This is a genomic window from Streptomyces sp. NBC_00090, from assembly GCF_045160815.1.
Classification (GTDB): Bacteria; Actinomycetota; Actinomycetes; order Streptomycetales; family Streptomycetaceae; genus Streptomyces.
Map to the genome: position 1 here is coordinate 1810280 of NZ_CP108224.1, position 22345 is coordinate 1832624.

Annotated in this window: 21 protein-coding genes and 2 pseudogenes; 10 read left to right on the forward strand and 13 right to left on the reverse strand. The window is 72.7% G+C overall.

The annotated features are described in order from the left end of the window. The first annotated feature begins 29 nt into the window (after positions 1-29). On the forward strand, positions 30-392 hold the full coding sequence (locus tag OG361_RS07890) for a hypothetical protein (RefSeq protein ID WP_405852620.1): 363 nt from the start codon (positions 30-32) through the stop codon (positions 390-392). Between the two features lie 2 nt (positions 393-394). Then, positions 395-829 carry a hypothetical protein gene (locus tag OG361_RS07895; RefSeq protein WP_405852622.1) on the forward strand — a complete coding sequence of 145 codons (435 nt, stop codon included), beginning with the start codon at positions 395-397 and terminating at the stop codon, positions 827-829. Position 830: 1 nt separating this feature from the next. Here OG361_RS07895 and OG361_RS07900 read toward each other — a convergent pair whose 3' ends face one another. From OG361_RS07900 to OG361_RS07910, 3 genes are all read right to left on the reverse strand, one after another. Next, positions 831-1322 (reverse strand): GNAT family N-acetyltransferase, encoded by a 492-nt coding sequence (locus tag OG361_RS07900; RefSeq protein ID WP_405852624.1) that lies wholly within the window; start codon positions 1320-1322, stop codon positions 831-833. A 37-nt stretch (positions 1323-1359) separates the two neighbouring features. After that, entirely contained in the window at positions 1360-1857 is a 498-nt protein-coding gene (locus OG361_RS07905; protein ID WP_405862140.1) for a sigma-70 family RNA polymerase sigma factor, read from the reverse strand. A 333-nt stretch (positions 1858-2190) separates the two neighbouring features. Then, positions 2191-3360 (reverse strand): glycerophosphodiester phosphodiesterase, encoded by a 1170-nt coding sequence (locus OG361_RS07910; protein WP_405852626.1) that lies wholly within the window; start codon positions 3358-3360, stop codon positions 2191-2193. A 221-nt stretch (positions 3361-3581) separates the two neighbouring features. Here OG361_RS07910 and OG361_RS07915 point away from each other — a divergent pair, with 221 nt between their 5' ends. After that, complete coding sequence (locus tag OG361_RS07915) at positions 3582-4253, forward strand: lysophospholipid acyltransferase family protein (RefSeq protein WP_329624462.1); 672 nt, start codon at positions 3582-3584, stop codon at positions 4251-4253. A gap of 77 nt (positions 4254-4330) precedes the next feature. On the opposite strand, the gene OG361_RS07920 is transcribed toward OG361_RS07915, so the two are convergent. Beyond that, positions 4331-5875, reverse strand: coding sequence for an MFS transporter (locus tag OG361_RS07920; protein WP_405852628.1), 1545 nt, complete (start codon positions 5873-5875; stop codon positions 4331-4333). After that, positions 5872-6423: a TetR/AcrR family transcriptional regulator gene (locus OG361_RS07925; protein ID WP_405852630.1), complete on the reverse strand. Its 552-nt coding sequence runs from the start codon at positions 6421-6423 to the stop codon at positions 5872-5874. The genes OG361_RS07920 and OG361_RS07925 overlap by 4 nt, the downstream gene beginning before the upstream one ends. Positions 6424-6508: 85 nt before the next feature. Between OG361_RS07925 and OG361_RS07930 the strand changes: the two genes are divergently transcribed. Beyond that, positions 6509-7018, forward strand: a complete 510-nt coding sequence (locus OG361_RS07930) for an HAD domain-containing protein (protein WP_405852632.1) — start codon at positions 6509-6511, stop codon at positions 7016-7018. Between the two features lie 11 nt (positions 7019-7029). Here the strand turns inward: OG361_RS07930 and argH are convergent, their stop codons facing one another. After that, the gene (argH, locus tag OG361_RS07935; protein WP_384566470.1) at positions 7030-8457 is read right to left on the reverse strand and encodes an argininosuccinate lyase; all 1428 of its coding nucleotides are present in this window, start codon (positions 8455-8457) and stop codon (positions 7030-7032) included. A 144-nt stretch (positions 8458-8601) separates the two neighbouring features. Between argH and OG361_RS07940 the strand changes: the two genes are divergently transcribed. Both OG361_RS07940 and OG361_RS07945 read left to right on the forward strand, forming a co-directional pair. Then, positions 8602-10608 (forward strand): HEAT repeat domain-containing protein, encoded by a 2007-nt coding sequence (locus tag OG361_RS07940; RefSeq protein ID WP_405852634.1) that lies wholly within the window; start codon positions 8602-8604, stop codon positions 10606-10608. Continuing rightward, complete coding sequence (locus OG361_RS07945; protein ID WP_405852636.1) at positions 10592-11191, forward strand: pyridoxamine 5'-phosphate oxidase family protein; 600 nt, start codon at positions 10592-10594, stop codon at positions 11189-11191. The genes OG361_RS07940 and OG361_RS07945 overlap by 17 nt, the downstream gene beginning before the upstream one ends. 150 nt (positions 11192-11341) lie before the next feature. Here the strand turns inward: OG361_RS07945 and OG361_RS07950 are convergent, their stop codons facing one another. The 6 genes and pseudogenes from OG361_RS07950 to OG361_RS07975 form a co-directional block, all read right to left on the reverse strand. Further along, a complete protein-coding gene (locus OG361_RS07950; RefSeq protein ID WP_266889818.1) occupies positions 11342-11872 on the reverse strand; it encodes an arginine repressor in 531 nt (176 codons plus the stop codon). Between the two features lie 7 nt (positions 11873-11879). Then, a complete protein-coding gene (locus OG361_RS07955) occupies positions 11880-13085 on the reverse strand; it encodes an acetylornithine transaminase (RefSeq protein ID WP_405852638.1) in 1206 nt (401 codons plus the stop codon). Next, a complete protein-coding gene (gene argB / locus OG361_RS07960; RefSeq protein WP_405852639.1) occupies positions 13085-14002 on the reverse strand; it encodes an acetylglutamate kinase in 918 nt (305 codons plus the stop codon). Before argB ends, OG361_RS07955 begins: the two co-directional genes overlap by 1 nt. Further along, positions 13999-15165, reverse strand: coding sequence for a bifunctional glutamate N-acetyltransferase/amino-acid acetyltransferase ArgJ (argJ, locus tag OG361_RS07965; RefSeq protein ID WP_405852640.1), 1167 nt, complete (start codon positions 15163-15165; stop codon positions 13999-14001). Before argJ ends, argB begins: the two co-directional genes overlap by 4 nt. Further along, positions 15162-16190 carry an N-acetyl-gamma-glutamyl-phosphate reductase gene (gene argC, locus OG361_RS07970; protein ID WP_405852641.1) on the reverse strand — a complete coding sequence of 343 codons (1029 nt, stop codon included), beginning with the start codon at positions 16188-16190 and terminating at the stop codon, positions 15162-15164. The genes argJ and argC overlap by 4 nt, the downstream gene beginning before the upstream one ends. A gap of 380 nt (positions 16191-16570) precedes the next feature. Then, positions 16571-17565 (reverse strand): annotated as a pseudogene (locus OG361_RS07975) (hypothetical protein). On the opposite strand from OG361_RS07975, the pseudogene OG361_RS07980 reads away from it, so the two are divergent. The 4 genes and pseudogenes from OG361_RS07980 to OG361_RS07995 all read left to right on the forward strand — a co-directional run. Then, positions 17506-17739 (forward strand): annotated as a pseudogene (locus OG361_RS07980) (MarR family transcriptional regulator); the annotation flags it as partial. The pseudogenes OG361_RS07975 and OG361_RS07980 overlap by 60 nt on opposite strands. 227 nt (positions 17740-17966) lie before the next feature. Then, the gene (locus OG361_RS07985; protein ID WP_405852643.1) at positions 17967-18887 is read left to right on the forward strand and encodes a DUF4440 domain-containing protein; all 921 of its coding nucleotides are present in this window, start codon (positions 17967-17969) and stop codon (positions 18885-18887) included. A 164-nt stretch (positions 18888-19051) separates the two neighbouring features. Continuing rightward, positions 19052-20650, forward strand: coding sequence for an ABC-F family ATP-binding cassette domain-containing protein (locus tag OG361_RS07990; RefSeq protein ID WP_405852644.1), 1599 nt, complete (start codon positions 19052-19054; stop codon positions 20648-20650). 118 nt (positions 20651-20768) lie between these two features. Continuing rightward, positions 20769-21173: a VOC family protein gene (locus tag OG361_RS07995; protein ID WP_405852645.1), complete on the forward strand. Its 405-nt coding sequence runs from the start codon at positions 20769-20771 to the stop codon at positions 21171-21173. Position 21174: 1 nt separating this feature from the next. On the opposite strand, the gene OG361_RS08000 is transcribed toward OG361_RS07995, so the two are convergent. Then, positions 21175-22344: a methyltransferase gene (locus tag OG361_RS08000; RefSeq protein ID WP_405852646.1), complete on the reverse strand. Its 1170-nt coding sequence runs from the start codon at positions 22342-22344 to the stop codon at positions 21175-21177. Position 22345: the final 1 nt, after the last annotated feature.

Below are 22345 nucleotides of genomic sequence, written 5' to 3' on the forward strand. Positions count from 1 at the left end.
GCCCTTCGCACCGTAATACCCTCGGGCGCATGCTCGACGCCCTCACGGTCACGGTCTCCGTGGCCGCGCTCACCCTCGCCGCCTGGTGCGGCTTCGCCGCCTTCCGGGACCAGCCGACCAAGGACTGGCACTTCATCGGCATGGCCGTGGTGACCTTCCTGGTCCTGGTCCAGCTGATCGTCGGGATCGTGCAGCTGGTGCGCGGCGAGAAGGCCGAGGAGGGCACGACGATCTTCGTCGCCTATCTGCTGGGCGCGCTGTGCGCGGTGCCCATCGCCGGCTTCATGTCGCTCGCGGAGCGCAGCCGGTGGGGCTCGGCGACGGTGGCCGCGGGCGCGGTCGTCCTCGCCGTACTCGAAGTGCGTCTCTACGACATCTGGACGGTGGGCTGACCATGACCGCGACGCAGGAGAAGGCGGCACAGGGCGCGAGGACCCGTCTCGTCACGGGCCCGGGCATCCTGCTCGTCTGGCTGTACGGCGTGATGTCGGTCGGCGCGGTCTCCCGATCGATCTACCAGATCGCGACCGAGTTCGACCGGGCACCGCTCGCGTACGCCCTCTCGGCGGTGGCGGCCGCGGTCTACGCCTTCATCACCTACACCCTGGTACGGGGCGGGGAAACGGCCCGCAGGGCGGCGCTGGTCTGCTGCGCCGCCGAGCTCGCGGGCGTACTGATCGTGGGCACCTGGACGCTGGTCGAGCCGTCCGCCTTCCCGGACGCGACGGTCTGGTCGGACTACGGCTACGGCTACCTCTTCATTCCCGTGCTGCTGCCTCTGACCGGCATCTGGTGGCTGCGGAGGTCCCGCGCGGTGACGGCGGCCTGAGTCAGGCGGCCTTCTCCAGGGTCACCAGGGTGAGCCTGGGGCCCAGTTCCCGGGTGCCCACCTGGGCGTACCCCTTGCTGCGGTAGAGCCGCAGATTGCCCTCGCTGCGGTGGCCGGTGAAGAGCTGGAAGCGCTTGGCGGAGGGCGTCGTCGGCGCGGTGGCGGCGGCGAAGTGGCGCTCGATGCCGTCGAGGAGCCGCCCGCCGAGGCCGTGCCGCCGCATGCGCGGGTGGACGATCAGCTTGGCGATCCGCACCGTGCCGTCCTCGTCGAGGCGGGCCCGTACGGAGGCGACGACCTCGTCGCCGAGCCGGGCCACGAGCCCGTACCCCTCGTCCAGTTCGGTGCGCAGGGCGTCGAGCGACTGGGTGAGCGGTTCGATGGACCAGTCTCCGTACAGCTCCGCCTCGCTCTGGTAGCAGAGGTACTGCAGCTTCAGGATGTGCTCCGCGTCCTGCGCGTCCGCTGCTGAGATGGTCACACTCAGGCCCATGTGTGCACGCCTCCCGCTCATGTGATTCGCCGTCGGTTTATCGCACCCTTCCCCGTCGGCCGGGGGCGGGAACCTCTGCAGCCAGCATTCTGCGCAGGCATCCCAGGCAACGGGAACGCATCGGCCCCAGACTGCCCTGTGAGATACCCAACTCTCCTGCGATTTCTCGGTAGGTGGGGTCTTCCGGATCGAGCATCGCGGTGAGCAGCCGGGGGCACCGGCCGGGCGTTCGAGTGACGGCGGCGCGCAGGGTGCGGTGCCGCTCGGCGACGAGGAGGGAGCTCTCCGGGGAGCCGTGCGGCCCGTCGGTGCCCGCCCGCGGGGCCGGCTCGCCCTGATAGGGGCGCTCCCTGTCGGTGGTCCGGCGGGCGCGGCGGGCCTCGGCGCGGACGGCGCGGCGCAGCCAGTCGGCGGGGCGCTCGGGGGCGCCCGTCTCCTGCAGGCGCTCCAGGAGACGGAGCCAGACGGCCTGTTCGAGGTCGCCGGGGTCGACGCCGGCGGCCGGGGCCTCCGCGTCCGACTCGGCGGCGAGCAGCGGGGCGAGGGCGGCGAGGAGCCCGCGGGCCGAGAGGGAGTCGGAAGCGGGGGCGGGGACGGGAGCTGCGGAAGGGGCGGGAGCGGCGGCAGGGGCGGCAGGGGCGGGTACGAGAGCAGGAGCGGGGTCCGCGTGCGCCTCGGGGGTCTGCGCGACGGCGGTCGGCGCGATGGCGGTCTGCGCGGTCGGGGCCGGCGCCGTGGGGGTCTCGGGGGTGGTCATGACCGGCACGATGCCCGGGTGCGCGGACTCGGTTGCGGTGCGGGGCGTAAACCACCCGGGAGGAGGTCGTTCGGCCCGGCGGCCGGGCCGAACGGCCTCCTCCGGAAGCCGTCAGTCGCGGGCGGCGGAGAAGTCCGCGGCGGCGAGCAGCGCGGTGTCGGGGTTGTCGGAGAAGATGCCGTCGATCCCCGTCTCCAGGTACCGCTTCAGCGCGCCGAAGGAGTCGCCGTAGGCCGTCGGGTCCGTGCCCCGGCGGAAGTCGGCGGGCAGGAAGGTGTTCTCGTTGCGGTGCGTGTACGGGTGGAGGATCAGCCCCTCGGCGTGCGCGTCGCGGACGAGGGTGGTCGGGGTGCCGAGGCGGCCGCTCGTGTCCTTCGGGATGACCAGGTCGAGCGTGGGGCCGATGCCCTGTGCGTACGAGGCGATCCAGCGCAGGCCCTCGGGCTTGACCAGGTCGGCGACGGTCCGCGGGTCGCCGGCCTGGACGAAGTCCCAGGGGCGGCTGCTCGCGCCGGAGAGCAGGACCACTCCCGGGGAGTCGACCAGCTTCGCCAGGCGCTGGATGCTGCTGGGCTCGAAGGACTGGAGGAAGACCGGGGAGTTCGCGCGGTGGCGTCCGTACCGGCGCAGGAGCCTGGCGAGCCGCTCCTCCAGGCCGAGGCCGAGGGAGCGGAAGTAGGTGGGGTGCTTGGTCTCGACGTGGAGCCAGACCTCGCGGCCCCGGCGGCGGCCCTCCTCCTCGGCCCAGCGGAGGACCTCCTCGAAGGTGGGGATCGTCCAGCGGCCGTCGTAGAGGGTGTTCTCCTGGCGGGTGCCGGGGATGCGCTCCTTCGCCCGCAGCGTCTTGAGCTCGGCGAGCGTGAAGTCCTCGGTGAACCAGCCGGTGAGCGAGGTGCCGTCGATGCTCTTGGTGGTCTTCCGGGAGGCGAACTCGGGGTGGTCGGCGACGTCGGTGGTGCCGGTGATGTCGTTCTCGTGACGGCATACGAGGTGCCCGTCCCGGGTGGGGACGAGGTCCTGCTCGATGACGTGGGCGCCGAGGTCCAGGGCGTGTCGGTAGGAGCCGAGGGTGTGCTCGGGTCGGTAGCCGCTGGCGCCGCGGTGGGCGATGACGGTGGGGACGGGGAGGGAGCGGTGGCCGTGGCCCCGGCCGTCGGCCCGGGCCTCGTCGGCATGGGCGGTGCCCGCGGGGAGGGCGGTCGAGGCCCCCAGTACCGCCGCCGCTCCGGCCGCTCCGAGAACGGTCCGCCGTGCCGGGGTTCGGCGCGCACCCTGTGTCATGAAGGCTCCCTCTGTGTGATGTCCCGCACCTGTCAACGGGGAGCTCCGACGCTAGGCAAGGAGGCCCTACGGACGGCAGATCTCCGCGGAACATGGCGGAAACACACGTCAACACTGCGTATCCACTCGGTGAACCCGATGTGCGTACGACGGTGACCCGCGAGTATCGTCGCCAGCTGCACAGTCAGCTGGCCGACCCCCGCGTCATCCCGGAGGAACCGTTGTCCCGTCTCGCGATCATCAAGGCAGTGCTCGGGCCGGTCATGCGCCTGATGTTCCGCCCCCGCGTGGAGGGCGCCGAGAACATCCCGGGGACCGGTCCCGTCATCCTCGCGGGCAACCACCTGACCTTCATCGACTCGATGATCATGCCGATCTGCCTGGACCGCCAGGTCTTCTTCATCGGCAAGGACGAGTACGTGACGGGCAAGGGCGTCAAGGGCCGGGCGATGGCCTGGTTCTTCACCAGCGTCGGCATGATCCCGGTGGACCGGGACGGCGGCCGCGGTGGTGTGGCGGCGCTGATGACCGGGCGCCGGGTCCTGGAGGAGGGCAAGATCTTCTCGATCTACCCGGAGGGCACCCGCTCCCCCGACGGCCGGCTGTACCGGGGCCGGACGGGCATCGCGCGGCTCACCCTGATGACCGGTGCGCCGGTGGTGCCGTTCGCGATGATCGGCACCGACAAGATCCAGCCGGGCGGGGCGGGTGTGCCGCGGCCGGGCAAGGTCACGGTCCGCTTCGGCGAGCCGATGGAGTTCTCCCGGTACGACGGGATGGACCGCGACCGCTACGTCCTGCGGGCGGTGACGGACTCGGTGATGGCCGAGGTGATGCGGCTCTCCGGGCAGGAGTACGTGGACATGTACGCCACCAAGGCGAAGGCCGCGTGACTCCCTGACGAACGTGCCGGTGCCCCCGTACAGTCCTGCTGTACGGGGGCACCGTCGTATGCACGCCGTGCGGCGCGTCAGTGCTCGACGCCGTCCTCCAACTTCTGGCCCCTGAGCAGGAACCAGGCCGCGACCGAGGCCGCGAGGAGGACCGCCGCGCCGACGCCCGCCGCGATCCGCAGACCGTCGACGAAGGCGAGCTGGGCGGCCGACACCAGGGCCGTCGCCGTGTCCGGGGCGAGGGCGCCGGACGCCTCCACCGCGCCGCCGAGCGACTCGTGGGCGGCCGAGGCGATGTCGGAGGGGACCCCGGCCGGGGTGGCGAAGTCCCGGTAGACGCCGGTCACGATCGAGCCGAGTACGGCGATGCCGAGCGCGGCGCCGAGTTCGTACGCGGTCTCGGAGACGGCGGAGGCGGAACCGGCCTGCTCCTTGGGGACGCTGGAGAGGATCACGTCGGCGGTGACGGTGAAGGCGAAGCCGGCGCCCACACCGACGACGAGCAGGCTCGCGCCGAGCAGCGGGTAGCCGGTGGTCCCGTCGATCGTCGTCAGGACGGCGAGGGAGAGACCGACGGCCGCGAGACCGCCCGCCACCACGGACCGGACGGAGAACCGCCGGGCCACGAGACCCGCGACGAGACCGGCCGTGACCGCGCCGATCGCGGCGGGCAGCTCCGCGAGACCGGCCTCCAGGGGCTGGCGGCCCTGGACCAGCTGGAAGAACTGGGACAGGAAGAACACCAGGCCGGAGAGGCCCAGGATGGTCAGCAGGTCCGCGAGGACGGCGCCGGAGAACCCGCGGTTGCGGAAGAGGCGCATGTCCAGGAGCGGGGCGGGCAGGGTGAGCTGCCTGCGGACGAACCAGGTGAGGGCCGCGGCACCGGCGAGGGCGGCGAGCCCCGCGTCGAAGGTGAGGCCGTGGGAGGCCAGCTCCTTGATCGCGTAGACGACGGCGATCACGCCGACGAGGGAGAGGCCGACGCTGGGGAGGTCCCAGGGGCCCGGGTTCGGGTTCTTCGACTCGGGGATCAGCTTGACGCCGACGAGGACGAGGACGGCCATGACGGGCAGGTTGATGAGGAAGACCGAGCCCCACCAGAAGTGCTCCAGGAGGAATCCGCCGACGACCGGTCCGACGGCGGCGCCGGCCGAGGCCATGGCACCCCAGATGCCGATGGCGAGACTGCGCTCGCGCGGGTCGTGGAACAGGTTCCGGATGAGCGCCAGGGTGGACGGCATCAGGGTGGCGCCGGCGACGCCGAGCAGCGCGCGGGCCACGATCATCATCTCGGGGCTGGTCGCGTAGGCGTTCAGCACGGAGACGGCACCGAAGGCCGTGGCGCCGATCAGCAGCAGCTTCTTGCGGCCGATGCGGTCACCGAGGCTGCCCATGGAGACCAGGAGTCCGGCGATGACGAACGAGTAGACGTCGCCGATCCAGAGCAGCTGGGTGCCGGAGGGCTTGAGGTCCTCGGAGAGGAAGGGGGTGGCGAGGCCGAGCACCGTGGCGTCCACCGCCACGAGGAGGACGGCCAGGACGAGAACGGAAAGGGCGAGCCACCGGCCGGGGCGGTGCACGCCCTCGGTATGGCCCGTGTGCTTGAGGGTGCTGGTGCTCACTTCTCCACGCTCCTGCGCGCTCCGCCGAGCAACAGCTCGACGATCATGTACTGGAAGTCATTGGCCGCGACCCGGCCGTCCTGCACGGCCCAGGCGCCGGAACCGATGAGCCCGTAGAGGGCCTCGGTGAGCCAGGCGGGGGTCAGGTCGATCCGGAAGGTGCCCTGCTCCTGGCCGCGCCGGAAGAGGGCGGAGACGCGGGCGTCGAGGCGGGCCCAGCCTTCGTTCTGCTGGTCGCCCTCGAAGAGCTGGTTCTCGGTCACGAGGAACGACAGCAGCGGCGCCATCGGCTCCATCCCGGCGACGAGCCGGCGTACGGCCTCGTCGGCGGGCCCCTCGTCGAGCCGGGCCTGGTCGAGGGCCGCCTCCAGCTCCTGGATCCCGAGCTCCTCGAGCGCCCTGACCAGGGCGTCGCGCCCGGCGAAGTGCCGGTGCAGCGTGGCCCGGCCGATCCCGGCGGCCCGCGCGACCTCGTCCATGGTGGCGGTCGCCTTGCGGGAGAGCAGGGCGGCGGCGCTGTGGAGCACCTGGGTGCGGTCGACTGACATGAGACGACCATACACCGAATGAGACATCAATGTCTCATTCGATAAATCAACGCCTCACCGGGGGCGGGAACGGAATGCTGTGATCATGACGAAGCCACTGCTGCTGATCGATGTGGACGGGCCGCTGAATCCGTACGCGGCACAGCGCGAGCGGCGCCCGGAGGGGTACGCGACGCACCGGATGCGGCCCGGCGGCTGGTTCGAGACGAAGCCGCTGCGGGTGTGGCTCAACCCGGCGCACGGGGGCGAGCTGCTCGCGCTCGCCGAGGCGTACGAGCTGGTGTGGGCGACGACCTGGAAGGGCGAGGCCAACGACTGGATCGGGCCCCACCTCGGGCTGCCGGAGCTGCCGTTCATCGACTGGCCCCAGATGCACGGAAAGGCCCCTCGCGGGACCTTCTGGAAGACGCAGTACATCCTGGAGTACGCGGAGGGGCGGCCGTTCGCCTGGGTCGACGACGACATCACCTCGTACGACCACGAGTACGTGGAGCAGAACCACCTCGCCGCCGCCCTGTTGCTGCACGTCGATCCCCGGATCGGACTGATCCGGCCGGACTTCGACGCGCTCGCGGAGTGGGCGGCGGCGCTGTGACGTGCTGAGCTCTACTGCTTGGCGGTGGCCCAGGCGTGCTGGATCACCAGGTCCGCCTTGACCTCGACGAGCTGGACGGCGACCGCCGAGGGGGCCGTGCCGCCGCGACCGTCGCGGGAGGCGAGGGCGCCGGGGACGTTGAGGACCGTACGGACCTCGGGGGTGAGGTGCTCGGAGATCTTGGCGAACTGCTCGTCCGTGAGGCCGTCCAGCTCGACGCCGTCCGCCTCGGCGACCTTCACGCACTCGCCGGCCACCTCGTGCGCCACCCGGAACGGCACGCCCTGCTTGACCAGCCACTCCGCGATGTCCGTCGCGAGCGAGAAGCCCGCCGGGGCCAGCTCCTCCATGCGCTCGCGGTTGACCGTGAGCGTGGCCATCATGCCGGTGAAGGCGGGCAGCAGGATCTCCAGCTGGTCGCAGGAGTCGAAGACCGGCTCCTTGTCCTCCTGGAGGTCCCGGTTGTAGGCGAGCGGGAGGGCCTTGAGCGTGGCGAGGAGACCGCTGAGGTTGCCGATGAGGCGGCCGGACTTGCCACGGGCCAGCTCGGCGATGTCCGGGTTCTTCTTCTGCGGCATGATCGACGAGCCGGTGGAGAAGGCGTCGTGCAGGGTCACGAAGGAGAACTCCTTCGTGTTCCAGATGATGATCTCCTCCGCGATCCGCGAGAGGTTGATGCCGATCATCGCGGTGATGAAGGCGAACTCGGCGACGAAGTCACGGGAGGCCGTGCCGTCGATCGAGTTGCCGACCGAGCCGCGCTCGAAGCCCAGGTCCTTGGCGACCGCCTCCGGGTCGAGCCCGAGCGAGGAGCCCGCCAGGGCGCCGGAGCCGTACGGGGAGACCGCCGTCCGGGTGTCCCACTGCCGCAGCCGCTCGGCGTCCCGGGAGAGGGACTGGGCGTGGGCCAGGACGTGGTGGGCGAAGAGCACCGGCTGGGCGTGCTGGAGGTGCGTACGGCCGGGCATGGCGACGTCCGCGTGCGCCTCGGCGAGGCCGACGAGGGCGTCCTGGAGGTCGGCGACGAGGCCGCCGATGATCCGGGCGTGGTCCCGCAGGTACATGCGGAAGAGGGTGGCGACCTGGTCGTTCCGGGACCGGCCGGCGCGCAGCTTGCCGCCGAGGTCCGGGCCGAGGCGCTCCAGGAGGCCCCGCTCCAGGGCGGTGTGGACGTCCTCGTCGGCGATGGTGCCGACGAAGGAGCCGTCGGCGACGTCGGCCTCCAGCAGGTCGAGGCCGGCGAGCATCCGGGTCAGCTCGTCCTCGGTGAGCAGCCCGGCCTTGTGCAGCACGCGGGCGTGGGCACGGGAGCCGGCGATGTCGTACGGCGCGAGACGCCAGTCGAAGTGGACCGACGCGGACAGCTTCGCGAGGGCCTCGGCGGGACCGTCGGCGAACCGCCCGCCCCAGAGCCGGACATCTCCGTTGTTGCTGCTCACTGCTGCTCCTCAGTCTTCGCGACCATCGTTATGCATGAGTATGCAGAACTCTGCATGGTTCGTCAATCCGCTGCGGTGCCCGCTCCGGCGAGAAGCGGAATATTCGCAGGTGAAAGGCGTGGGACACCGCTACTGTCCGGGCGCATGACACCGCCCGAACTCCTGCCGCCCCTGCTGCCCACCAAGCGCCGCTCCCCCGGAGAACGACTGCTGCACGGGAAGGGCATCGCCCCGGCCGCGGGAACGGGCCGCGCCGAGGACTGGGTGAGGCTCGACCGGAGCGTCTCGGTCTCCACCTGGCGGCCGGGCCCTCGCCGGTCGAGCGGCCGTGTCCGGGTCGGTTTCCACTGGTTCGACGACCGCGAACTGGACGACTGGACCACGGCCCCGCACTGGCACGAGGCGGGACCCGGCGGACCGGGCGGGGTCGCCTGCTGGTCCCGGCCGCCCACCGAGTCCGAGATCGCGCTGGCCCTCTGCCACGACGACCCCCGGCTCCGCGCGGCCGCGCTCCGGCTCGCCGGGGACGGGGCACTGCCCGCCGCCGCCCTGCCACTCGTCCTCATCCGGTGCGCCGACACGGACGGGACGGTCCGCGAGCTCGCCCGCGCGGTCCTCGGCGGGGCGCTCGCCGGGGCCGAGGACGAAGCCGTACGGGCGCTGGCGCCGCTCGCCCTGCTCCTGGACCTGCGCCGGTACGGGGGCTGGGCGCGGGAGGCTGTCCTCTCCCTGATCGACGGGCCGCCGGCGGAGGCGGTGGCCGAGCTGCTGGCGAGCCGCCGGTGGGAGTGCCGTGTCGCCGGGGTACGGGCCGGGGCCTCGACGGGACTGCTGGACGCGGCCGAGGCGTACGCGATCGCCGAGCGGGACGCCGACGTGAGCGTCGCCGGGCACGCGGTGCGCGCGGCGGTACGGATCACCCGGCTGGCCCTGGAAACGGGGGACGGCACGACGCGCGAGGACGGCCTCGCCCGGTTCCATGCCTTCATGGGCGTCCGCCGGGACCCCACGCTCGGGCGCACGGCCCTGGCCACCGCCCATGAGGCGGGCCTCCTCCGGCCCGAGGACCTGGCGCGGCTGGCCGTCTCCCACCCCGAGCGGGTGGCCCGCCGGCGCGCCCTCGCCGCGCTGCTGACCGAGCACGACCCGAGCCCCTACCTCGACGCACTGTCGACCGCACGCGACGCCGTCGTGCGGGCGGCGGCCGTCGAACGTCTGCGGTCCACCGGGCGGGGCGACGACCTCGCACGGCATCTGACGGACTCGCACGCCCGGGTGCGCGCCGTGGCGTGCCGGGAGCTGCGGGCGGTGGGAGGCGATCCGTACACGGCGTACCGCGCCCGGTGCGCCGACCCTGCCGCCGTCACCCCGGCGGCGGTCACGGGGCTCGCCGGGCGGCGGGACCCCGAGGACGTCCCCCTCTTCCGCCGGCTGACCCGGCACGCCCGGGGTCCGGTACGTGCCCGGGCGCTCGCCGCGCTGCGGATGCTGGGCGCCCTGCCCGGCGACGGGCCGGTCGCCTTCGCCGACGACCCGGCCCCCGCCGTGCGGAACACCGTCCTCAGGGCCGTACGCCACCGCCCCGAGGCCTTGCGCGTGCTCCTGACGGCGTCGCACGAGGACGTACGGGCGGCGGCGCTGGACCTGCTGTCGTCCCGGCACGGACTCGACTGGCAGGAGGCCGTGCCCTTCCTCGAGGACCCCGCGCCGAGGGTGACGCGCGTGGCGAGGGGCGTGGTGGGGTGGAACGCGCGCCACCTGCCGCTCCCCCTCCTGCTCGATCTGGCGGCACCCGGCCGTCCACACGCCCAGCGCGCCGCCGGTCTCGCCCTGATCGGCCATCACGACGAGACCGGGGCACTCCTCGCCGGCCTGCGGCTGGCCGACGACCCCGACTTCGCCCTGCGGTGGAAGGCGCGCGGCGAGGCCCTCCGGGGGCTGCGCCGGCTGGGGGATGAGGCCGGCGGCCCGTACGCGGACGAGATCCGGCGGCTCGTCGAGCGCCACGCCGCCGAACTTCCCCGCTGGTACGAGGAGATACGGCGGCGGAACCGGTCGCGAGGGGGCGCTGACGCCCGAACCGCCGGGCGAGACATTTTTCCACCGGGGCCACCGGTTCGAGAGAATCCGGGACATGGGAAAAACGTATGACCACATCGACGGACGGCTCCGTGCCTTCATAGAGGCCCAGCCGGTGTACTTCACCGCGACCGCTCCCCTCTCCGGGGACGGTCACGTCAACCTCTCCCCCAAGGGCCGCAGGGGCACCCTCGTGGTGCTCGACGAACTGACGCTCGCCTACGTCGACTTCGGCGGCAGCAGCGCCGAGACGATCGCGCACCTGCGGGAGCCCGGCAACGGGCGGATCACCCTCATGTGGACGGCGTTCTCCGGGCCGCCGACCGTCGTGCGGGTGCACGGGACCGGGGAGGCCGTGTTCCGGGACGACCCGCGCTGGGCGGAGCTGTTCTCCCGGTTCCCCGCCGAGGCCGTCGAGGGGCAGGGCAGCGCGCGGGCGATCGTCGTCGTGCACGCGCGACGGGTCAGCGACGCGTGCGGGTTCGCCGTACCGCTGATGGAGTACCAGGAGGACCGGACGCTGCACGCCGAGTACTTCAACCGGAAGACGGACGACGAGTTCAACGCGTACTGCGAGCGCAAGGACCACATCGCCACCAGCCTCGACGGGCTGCCCGCGCTGCCGCTTCCCCTGCCGCCGCTGCACGCCGACTAGCCCCGTACCGCGCGGGGCGCTGAGCGGCGGCCTGGCGTCGCGCCCATCCGCACGCGGTACTCGCCCGGGCGGATCCCGCGCGCCGGCCGCACATCGCCGTCGGAACGCGGGGCGGCCCGACGGCGATCACGCGCTACTGAACTCCGGCGCTCACTTCTGCGCCAGCTTCAACAGGTGGTCGGCGAGTGCCTGGCCGCCCGCCGGGTCCCGGCTGATCAGCAGGAGCGTGTCGTCGCCCGCGATCGTGCCGAGGATCGCGCGGAGTTCGGCCTGGTCGATGGCCGACGCGAGGAACTGCGCCGCGCCCGGCGGGGTCCGCAGCACCACGAGGTTGGCGGAGGCCTCGGCGGAGATCAGCAGTTCGCCGGAGAGGCGCCGCATCCGCTCCTCCTTGGCGGACTCGCCGAGCGGGGCCTGCGGGGTGCGGAAGCCGCCCTCGCTGGGCACCGCGTAGATCAGCTCTCCACCGGTGTTGCGGATCTTCACCGCGCCGAGCTCGTCGAGGTCGCGGCTGAGCGTCGCCTGGGTGACGCTCAGCCCGTCGTCCGCGAGGAGCTTGGCGAGCTGGCTCTGCGAGCGCACCGGCTGGCGGTTGAGGATGTCGACGATCCTGCGGTGGCGTGCGGTGCGGGTCTGCGGAACGGACGGCCCGCCGTGCTCGTTCTCCTGCGCGTCGGTCATCGTCGTCTCATTCTCCGGTTCGTCCTTGCCCGTTCGCCACGTCGAGAACTCCGGGGAGGGCCCGGAGGAAGGCGTCCGCCTCGGCGTCGGTGAGGACCAGCGGAGGCATGATCCGTACGACATCGGGGGCGGGCGCGTTCACCAGGAGGCCGGCGTCCTGAGCCGCCTGCTGCACCTGGGGGGCGAGGGGCTCGGTGAGCACGATACCCAGCAGGAGGCCCGCACCACGGACGTGGGAGACCAACGGGTGACCGAGACCCTCGATTCCCTGGCGCAGCCGCTCCCCTACCGACTTGACGTGATCGAGGGCCGCGTCGGCCCCGAGGGTGTCCAGGACGGCGAGTCCGGCGGCGCAGGCGATCGGGTTGCCGCCGAAGGTGGTGCCGTGGTGGCCGGGCGCGAAGAGCTCCGCGGCCGGGCCGAAGGCGACGGTCGCGCCGAGCGGCAGGCCGCCGCCGAGGCCCTTGGCGAGGGTCACGACATCCGGCTCGACGCCCTCGTGGGCCTGGTGCTCGAACCAGTGTCCGCAGCGGCCGACGCCGGTCTGGACCTCGTCGAGGACGAGGAGGGTGCCGGTGGCGCGGGTGATCTCCCGGGCGGCCTTGAGGTAGCCGGGGGGCGGGACGACGACGCCGTTCTCGCCCTGGATCGGCTCGATGATGACGAAGGCCGTCTCCTCGGTGACCGCGGCGCGCAGCGCCTCGACGTCTCCGTACGGGACGTGGGTGACGTCACCGGGCAGCGGCAGGAAGGGGGTCTGCTTGCCGGGCTGGCCGGTCAGCGCGAGGGAGCCCATGGTCCGGCCGTGGAAACCGCCGTCGGTGGCGACCATGTGGGACCGGCCGGTGAGCCGGCCGATCTTGAACGCGGCCTCGTTGGCCTCCGCGCCCGAGTTGCAGAAGAAGACCTTGCCGGGCCGGCCGAAGAGGCCGAGCAGCCGCTCGGCGAGGGCGACGGGCGGCTCGGCGACGAAGAGGTTGGACACGTGGCCGAGGCTCTGTGCCTGCCGGGTCACGGCCTCGACGATCGCCGGGTGTCCGTGGCCGAGGGCGTTGACCGCGATGCCGCCGACGAAGTCCAGGTACTCCTGGCCGTCGGCGTCCCACACCTTGGCGCCCTTGCCGCGGACGAGGGGCAGCCGGGGGGTGCCGTAGTTGTTCATGAGCGAGCCCTCCCACCGCTGGGTCAGCTGCTCGTTGCCGGTGCCGCTCATCAGGTCAGTCCCCCCTGTCCGTCGGGCACGACCATCGTGCCGATTCCCTCGTCGGTGAAGATCTCCAGCAGGATCGAGTGCTGGACCCGGCCGTCGATCACGCGGGCCGTGGTGACCCCGTTCCGTACGGCGTGCAGGCAGCCCTCCATCTTGGGGACCATGCCGCTGGAGAGCTCGGGCAGCAGCTTCTCCAGCTGGCTCGCGGTGAGCCTGCTGATGACCTCGTCGCTGTTCGGCCAGTCCTCGTAGAGGCCTTCGACGTCGGTCAGGACCATCAGCGTCTCGGCACCCAGCGCCGCAGCGAGTGCCGCAGCCGCCGTATCAGCATTGACGTTGTAGACATGTCCGTCGTCCTGGGAGCGGGCGATGGAGGAGATGACCGGGATCCGGCCGTCCTCCAGGAGCGCCTCGATGGCGCCGGTGTCGATGGCGGTGATCTCGCCGACCCGGCCGATGTCGACCGTCTCGCCGTCGATGACCGGCTGGTGCTTGGTGGCGGTGATGGTGTGGGCGTCCTCGCCGGTCATACCGATGGCGAACGGGCCGTGCTGGTTGAGCAGACCGACGAGCTCGCGCTGGACCTGGCCGGCGAGGACCATCCGCACGACGTCCATGGCGTCCTCGGTGGTGACGCGCAGGCCGGCCTTGAACTCGCTGACGATGCCGTGCCGGTCGAGGGCGGCGCTGATCTGGGGGCCGCCGCCGTGCACCACGACCGGCTTGAGGCCGGCGTGGCGCAGGAAGACGACGTCCTGGGCGAAGGCGGCCTTGAGGTCCTCGTCGATCATGGCGTTGCCGCCGAACTTGATGACGACGGTCTTGCCGTGGTGGCGGGTGAGCCAGGGCAGGGCCTCGATGAGAATCTGGGCCTTCGGAAGGGCGGTGTGCTTCCGCGCGGGGGTGTTGGGGTTGTTCATGACGAGTACGCGCTGTTCTCGTGGACGTAGTCGGCGGTGAGGTCGTTCGCCCAGATGACGGCGGACTCGGAGCCGGCGGCGAGGTCGGCGGTGATGGTGACCTCCCGGTAGCGCATGTCGACGAGCTCGCGGTCCTCACCGACGGAGCCGTTCCTGCAGACCCACACGCCGTTGATGGCGACGTTGAGCCGGTCCGGGTCGAAGGCGGCCCGCGTGGTGCCGATGGCGGAGAGCACCCGGCCCCAGTTGGGGTCCTCGCCGTGGATGGCGCACTTGAGGAGGTTGTTCCGGGCGATCGACCGGCCCACCTCGACGGCGTCGTCCTCGGTCGCCGCGTTGATCACCTCGATGCGGATGTCCTTGCTGGCGCCCTCGGCGTCGCCGATGAGCTGGCGGGCGAGGTCGTCGCAGACGGCCCGTACGGCCTCGGTGAACTCGTCCTGCGCGGGGGTGACGCCGGAGGCGCCGGAGGCGAGGAGGAGCACGGTGTCGTTGGTGGACATGCAGCCGTCGGAGTCGACCCGGTCGAAGGTGACGCGGGTGGCACCCCGGAGGGCGTTGTCCAGGGCCTTGGCCTCGACGTCGGCGTCGGTGGTGAGGACGACGAGCATGGTGGCGAGGCCGGGGGCGAGCATGCCGGCGCCCTTGGCCATGCCGCCGACCGTCCAGCCCTCCCCGGTGACCACGGAGGTCTTGTGGACGGTGTCGGTGGTCTTGATGGCGATGGCGGCCTTCTCGCCGCCGTGCTCGGAGAGTTCGCCCGCGGCCTTCTCGACGCCGGGGAGGAGCTTGTCCATGGGGAGCAGGATGCCGATGAGGCCGGTGGAGGCGACGGCGACGTCACCGGCGCCGACCTCCGCGCCCTTGGCGCTCAGGACCTCGGCGACCTTCTCGGCCGTGGCATGGGTGTCCTGGAAGCCCTGGGGGCCGGTGCAGGCGTTGGCACCGCCGGAGTTGAGGACGACGGCGGTCAGCTCGCCGTCGGCGAGGACCTGCTGGGACCAGAGGACGGGCGCGGCCTTGACGCGGTTGGAGGTGAAGACTCCCGCGGCGGCGCGGCGGGGCCCGGTGTTGACCACGAGGGCCAGGTCCGGGTTGCCGTTCTGCTTGATCCCGGCGGCGATGCCCGCCGCCGTGAATCCCTTCGCTGCGGTCACGCTCACGGCGCAACTCCAATCGTGGAAAGACCCGTGTCCTCGGGGAGGCCGAGGGCGATGTTCATGCTCTGCACCGCACCGCCTGCGGTGCCCTTGGTGAGATTGTCGATGGCGCTGATGGCGATGATCCGTCGCGCGGCCGCGTCGTACGCGACCTGCACCTGAACGGCGTTGGAACCGTAGACGGACGCCGTGGCCGGCCACTGCCCCTCGGGGAGCAGGTGGACGAAGGGCTCGTCCGCGAAGGCCTTCTCGTACGCGGCCCGTACGGACTCGGCGGTGACGCCCGGCTTCGCGGCGGCCGTGCAGGTCGCGAGGATGCCGCGGGGCATCGGGGCCAGCGTGGGCGTGAAGGAGACGGTGACCCGCTCCCCCGCCGGACCGCTGAGGTTCTGGATCATCTCGGGGGTGTGGCGGTGACCGCCGCCCACGCCGTACGGGGACATGCTGCCCATGACCTCGCTGCCGAGGAGGTGCGGCTTGGCGGCCTTGCCCGCGCCGGAGGTGCCGGAGGCGGCGACGATCACGGCCTCGGGCTCGGCGAGGCCGCCTTCGTACGCCGGGAAGAGCGCGAGCGAGACGGCGGTGGGGTAGCAGCCGGGCACCGCGATGCGCTTGGACCCCTCCAGCGCGGCGCGGGCACCCGGCAGCTCGGGGAGCCCGTAGGGCCAGGTCCCGGCGTGCGGGGAGCCGTAGTACGTCTCCCAGTCGGCGGCGTTCCGGAGCCGGAAGTCGGCGCCCATGTCGACGACGAGGACGTCAGGCCCGAGCTGCTCGGCGACGGCGGCCGACTGTCCGTGCGGCAGGGCGAGGAAGACCACCTCGTGCCCGGCGAGCTCCTCGGCGACGGTCGGCGCGAGGACGCGGTCGGCGAGCGGGAGGAGGTGGGGCTGGAGGGAGCCGAGCTTCTGGCCCGCGTTGGAGTGGCCCGTCAGGGTGCCGATCTCCACGTGGGGGTGGGCGAGGAGGAGACGCAGGAGTTCCCCGCCCGCGTATCCGCTCGCGCCCGCGACTGCTGCTCGTACCTTCATCGAAAACCCTCCTCATGGATGGCATGACTATACGTGCGTCCGCAGTTTTATACAACGACCATCGTCGGCCACCCCCGTGGCCGACGACTCGGGCCGGCGGGCGAGACAGCTGGTCGGCCCTTGCCGAGTACGCGATCCAACCGGCCCGGAGCATCGACAACGGGACACCAACAGCTTGACGCACTTCGCGGGGTCGATGGGAGCTCCCCCGCTCGAGCGACGCCGAGCGCTTGGGGGAGACCGTCGAGCGCTTGGGGGAGACCGAGGACAACGCCGCAGATGGGCGTGCCGGACCCCGCGAGCCATGCATGATCCGCCGGACAACGCGGCGAGCGTGCGTGCCGGGCGCCACCGGGCAGGCGGGACTTTCGACACACGCCCTAGCGGCGCAGCGCTTCCGCGCCCGCGTACTGGGCACTGTCGCCCAGCCGCTCCTCGATGCGGATGAGCTGGTTGCACTTGGCGGTGCGGTCGGAGCGGGACAGAGATCCGGTCTTGATCCGGCCGCAGCCCGTGCCACCGCCAGGTCCATGATCGTCGTGCCCTCCGTCTCCCCCGAGCGGTGCGACATGACGACGGTGCAGCCCGCCCGGTGGGCGGCGTTGACGGTGGCCAGGGACTCCGTCAGGGTGCCGATCTGGTTGACCTTCACCAGGACCGAGTTGGCGACGCCGGAACCGATGCCCTCGCACAGGAGGGTCTCGTTCGTGCAGAACACGTCGTCACCGGTGAGCCGGCAGCGCGCACCGACCCGTGCGGTCAGGTCCCGCCATCCCGCCATCCCGCCATCCCGCCATCCCGCCAGGTCGTCCTCGGCCATCGGGTCCTCGATCGACACGATGGGGTAGGCGTCGATCAGCTTGACCAGGTAGTCGGCGTGCTCGGCGGGTGTGCGCCGCACTCCTTCCCCGGTGTAGTCGTGGACGCCTTCGCGGAAGAACTCGGACGACGCCGGGTCCATGACCAGGCCGATGTCCGTGCCCGGCCGGTATCCCGTGCGCTCGACGGCGGTCACCACGAAGTCGAGGATCACGTTGGCACCGAGCCTGGACTTGGCGGGGGTGCCGTCCGTGGCGACGAGGGCGGCGTCGAGGCCGGCCTGGTCCTCGGCCTCGCGACCGGTGACGGCGGCCGCGAGCTCCGTGTTGACGTGGCGTACCGCGCGGTCGACGCCCTTGCCGTGCCAGCGGGCCGGGTCGCCGTCGCGGAGTTAGACGGCCTCGCGGGCGCCGGTCGAAGCGCCGGAGGGGACTGCGGCCCGGCCGATGGATCCGTCCGCCAGTTCCACGTCCACTTCGACGGTGGGGTTGCCCCTGCCGTCCTCGGTGCGCTGGACCGCAGCGGTGCGATGACGACCAGCGAACTGGCGGCCGATCAGCGGGTACGCCCCCAGTCCATGGCCCGAGCCGTTGGACTGCTCATGGAGCAGGGGCTGATCACGCGCCGGGCGCATCCGACCGACGGCCGCAAGAGCCTGGTCGAGCTCTCCTCTGCGGGGCAGGCTCTGCTGGAGGAGCGGGGGCGCAGGGTGGATTGGCTTGCGCGGGCCTCGGTGCGTTGATCCGTTCTCGCGGCTTCGTTCCCGCTCTCGTAGATCGTCTTGCCGAAGCCGGCGGGCCGGCTGCCCGGGAACGTCCAAGTCCCTCATCGGGGCGGTGCTGCCGGGGCGCGCAACCGAAAGCCTCGGTCACAGCCGATTCACCTCCTCACGGGCCGTGTCACATCGGGGGACGCCCTCGCGTCAACGCGGTGACGGAACCGACGAGGAGTGAGCCCATGCACGACGACACGTTTCTGACCGCCCTGACCAGGCGATTCGACGCCGACCAGGAGCTGCTGCGGGACGTGGCCCTGCGGATGATGGGGTCGCGCGCCGAGGCCGACGAGGTGCTCGCGGCGGCACGGGCGGAGCTCGGGCGGGACGGCGGGACCGCCGTACGGGCCTGGCTGGCGGCCCATGTGGGGCAGGCGTGCGTCCGTGGACTCCAGGAGCGGGCGGCCGGCGGGCGGCGCGGGGGCGGGACCGGCAGCGGCGGGAGCGGCGGGCGCGGGGGCGGGACCGGCAGCGGCGGGAGTGCGACCGGCGGGAGCAGGACCGGCGACGGCGGGAGCGGGTCCGGCGACGGCGGGAGCGGGTCCGGCGGCGTGGACTCCGTGTGGCTGGCGTTTCTGGTGGTGCTGGAATCCCTCGGGAGCGAGGAGCGGTTCGCGTACGTCCTGCACGACCTCTTCGGGCTGCCGCCGCACGAGACCGCGCGGATCACCGGCGGCTCCCCGGCGGACGCGGCGCGGCGCGCCCGGCGGGTCCGCGAGCGGATGCGGGGCGGCGGGGCGGGGCGCACCGGAGGCGATCCGGGACGGCAGCGGGCGGTGGTGGACCGTTTCCTCGCGGCCGCACGCGCGCGTGACGCCCGCGCGCTGGCGGCCGTCCTCGACCCGGATGTCGTGGCGTACGCCGAGGGTGGGCCGGTGCACGGCGCCCCGGCCGTCGCGGAGGCGGCCGCCGCCTTCGCGCACCTCGCCGGCGTGGCGAGGCCCGCGCTGGTCGACGGGGCCGTCGGGCTGGTCGCCCTCGTGGCCGGCAGGCCGGTCTCGGCGGTGGCGTTCGCGCTTCGGCACGACCGGATCGTCGCCCTCGACATCACCACCGGGGAGCACCGGGTACGCGAGCTCGACCTGGCCTTTCCCGACTGGTGAGAAGGGGCGGGGGGCGGGACACCTCCCGGGGCGGGACGAAAGTCCGGTGCGGCGGAAGGACCGCTCGGTTAGCCTCGACGGTATGTCTACGCCCCGAATCTCCTAGCTGCGGACCCACTCCCACGCCACCCGTGTGTCCCCCAGCCGTTTCGGAGCGTTACCCCATGATCACCGTTCGTGGTGCCGACGTGCGCGTCGGCGCCCGGCTCCTGCTGTCCGGCGTCTCCTTCCACATCGCCCCCGGCGACCGGATCGGCCTCGTCGGCCGCAACGGGGCCGGCAAGACCACCCTTCTCGACACCCTGGCCGGGCTGCGCGCCCCGGCCGCCGGCACCGTCGCCCGTACCGGCTCCGTCGGCCATCTCCCGCAGGATTCGCGGGCCGCCGACCCGACCGTGTCCGTCACCGACCGGATCCTCTCCGCGCGCGGCCTCGACCTGGCGGTCCGGCGGCTCGCGGAGGCGGCCCGACGGCTGGGCGAGGCGCCCGACGCGCGGGCGCTCGCCGCGTACGACCGGGCGGAGGCCGCGTTCGAGGCGGGCGGCGGGTACGCCGCCGAGGCGGAGGCCGCCCGGGTCGCCGCCGGCCTCGGCCTGCCCGCCGAGGTGATGGACCGGCCCGTGGGCCGGCTGTCCGGCGGGCAGAAGCGCCGGGTCGAGCTGGCCAGGATCCTCTTCGCCGGTCACGGCCCGGAGGACACCCTGCTCCTCGACGAGCCGACCAACCACCTGGACGCCGATTCGATCGGCTGGCTGCGCGGCTTCCTGACCGCCCACCGGGGCGGCCTGGTGTTGATCAGCCACGACGTGCACCTCCTCGCCGCCACCGTCAACCGGGTCTTCCACCTCGATCCGCAGCGCGCCGCGCTCGACGTCCACAACACCGGTTGGGACGCCCATCTCGCGCAGCGGGAGGCCGACGAGCGGCGGCGGGTGCGCGAGCGCGCCAACGCCGAGCGGAAGGCGGCCGCCCTGCACGCGCAGGCGGACCGCATGAAGTCGCGGGTGGCGACGGCGACGACGGCCCGCAGCATGGCGCGCCGGGCCGACCGGATGCTCGCCGGGCTCGACCCCGCGCGGCAGGCCGAGCGGGTCGCCCGCATCCGGCTGCCCGAGCCCGCGCCCTGCGGGCGCACGCCGCTGGGGGCGGTCTCGCTCACCAAGGCGTACGGGGAGCGCCCCGTCCTCGACGGGGTGGACCTGGCGGTGGACCGGGGCTCCCGGCTGGTCGTGCTCGGGCTCAACGGGGCCGGGAAGACGACGCTGCTCCGGCTCCTGGCCGGAGAGGAGACGGCCGACGCGGGGCGCGTGGTGCGCGGGCACGGGCTGCGCCTCGGGTACTTCGCCCAGGAGCACGAGACGCTGGACCCGGGCCGCACGGTCCGGGAGAACCTCGCCGGGGCCGCGCCGCACCTGACCGAAGGTGAGGTACGGGCGGTGCTGGGTGCCTTCCTGTTCCGGGGCGACGACGCCGACAAGCCGGCCTCCGTGCTGTCGGGCGGCGAGAAGACCCGGCTGGCGCTGGCCGCCCTCGTCCACTCCGGCGCGAACGTGCTGCTCCTGGACGAGCCCACGAACAACCTGGATCCCGCCTCCCGCGACGAGGTCCTCGCGGCCGTGGGCACCTACCCGGGCGCGATCGTGATGGTCACGCACGACGAGGGCGCCATCGACGCGCTGCGCCCCGAGCGGGTCCTGCTGCTTCCGGACGCGGACGAGGACCTGTGGAGCGAGGAGTACAGGGAGCTGGTCACCCTGGCGTGACGGGGCCGACGGACGGCTCGCCAGGACTCGACCCTGACCCGTGGGTCGGGGTCGAGTCCGTGGGAGGAGAGGGTGATCCCCGAGGTCCCGGCGCCTCGGGCGCACCTAATCTGAAGCCATGATGATCAACGCACAGACCCGGGTACGGGTCGCACGCCCCTCGCGGGACCTCGCCGCCGCCGAGCGGTTCTACGTCGACGGGCTCGGCCTCGACGTGGTGTGGCGGAGCACCGAGCGGGTGTCCGGCAAGCACGACCTGCTCATGGTCGGCCCACCGGACGGTGCCTGGCACTTCGAGCTGACCCGCGATCCCGAGCACCCGGTGGAGCCCGCGCCGACCGTCGAGGACCTGTTCGTCGTCTACCTCGGCGCGCCCGTCGAGGACGAGCAGGTGGAGCGGCTGCTCGCGGCGGGTGGGACGCGGGTGACCGCGCACAACGCGTACTGGGAGGAGTACGGCGTCACCGTTGCCGATCCCGACGGCTACCAGCTCGTCCTGTGCTCGCGCGACTGGGGCAGATGACCTACGGCGTGTCCTGTCGCACCGCGCGCAGGACCACGAACTTCGGGCCGCTCGCGACGAGTTCGCTGTTCCCGAAGATCCGGCGCAGGGTGATGTGGTAGCCGAGGTGCCGGTTGCCGACGACCCACAGCTCGCCGCCCGGTCGCAGTGCGCGCCGCGCGTCGGTGAACATCCGGCGTGCCGTGCGGTCGGTGGTGGCCTGGTGGCTGTGGAACGGCGGGTTGTTGAGGACCAGGTCCACCGAGCCGGGGTCCAGTTCGGTGAGCCCGTCGCCGACGAGGAACTCGGCCGCGCGGCCGTCGTCCATGTGGGCGCGGAAGTTCTCCTCGGCGGAGGCCACCGCCTGGTAGGACTCGTCGGCGAAGACGAGCTCAGCTTCGGGTTCGGCGAGGGCGACGGCGAGGCCGACCACTCCGTTGCCGCAGCCGAGGTCGGCGACCTTGACCCGGCCGATGTCCTGCGGCAGGTGCGCCAGGAGGAAACGGGTGCCGACGTCGAGGCGGTCGGCGCAGAAGACCCCGGCGTGGTTGGTGACGGTCCGCCCGGGAAGACCGGGGGCGGGGGTGTCCTCGGGGAGGTCGTACCGGTGCGGCCAGGGGTTCGGACCGGGGGTGAGTGCCGGGTCGGGGGTGGTGTGGATCAGCCGCGCCTTCTTCACCGCGAGGGAGGTGCGGGTCGGGCCGAGGATGCGCTCGAAGAGCCGGAGGGTGGAGGTGTGGATCTCCTTGACCATGCCGGTGCCGACGATCACCGTGCCTTCGTGCACGGCGGGTGCGAGTCGGTGCAGCTGGTCCTCCAGGAGCGCGAGGCTCTTGGGGACGCGGACGAGGAGTACGTCGATCCGCTCGGGCGGCGGGTCTTGTGTGGTCAGCAGCCGGACGGCGTCCGGGGCGGCGCCGGCGCGCGCGAGGTTGGCCCGCGTGGCCTGCCCGCCGAGGTAGGAGTCGGAGATCTGGACGAGTGCGCCGGGACCGGCGGCGTGTACGGCGGTGGCGAGGGCTCCCCAGCGGTCGCCGAGGACGGCGACGGTGCCGGAGAGGTCGGTACCGGTCTCGGCCAGGTGGCCCAGGAGGTATTCGTCGGCCGCGTCCCAGGCGCGCAGCTGGTCGCGCGGGTCCTCGGGAAAGCGGGTCAGCGTGAAGGCGCCCCATGACGTGGTCAAACGGTTCATC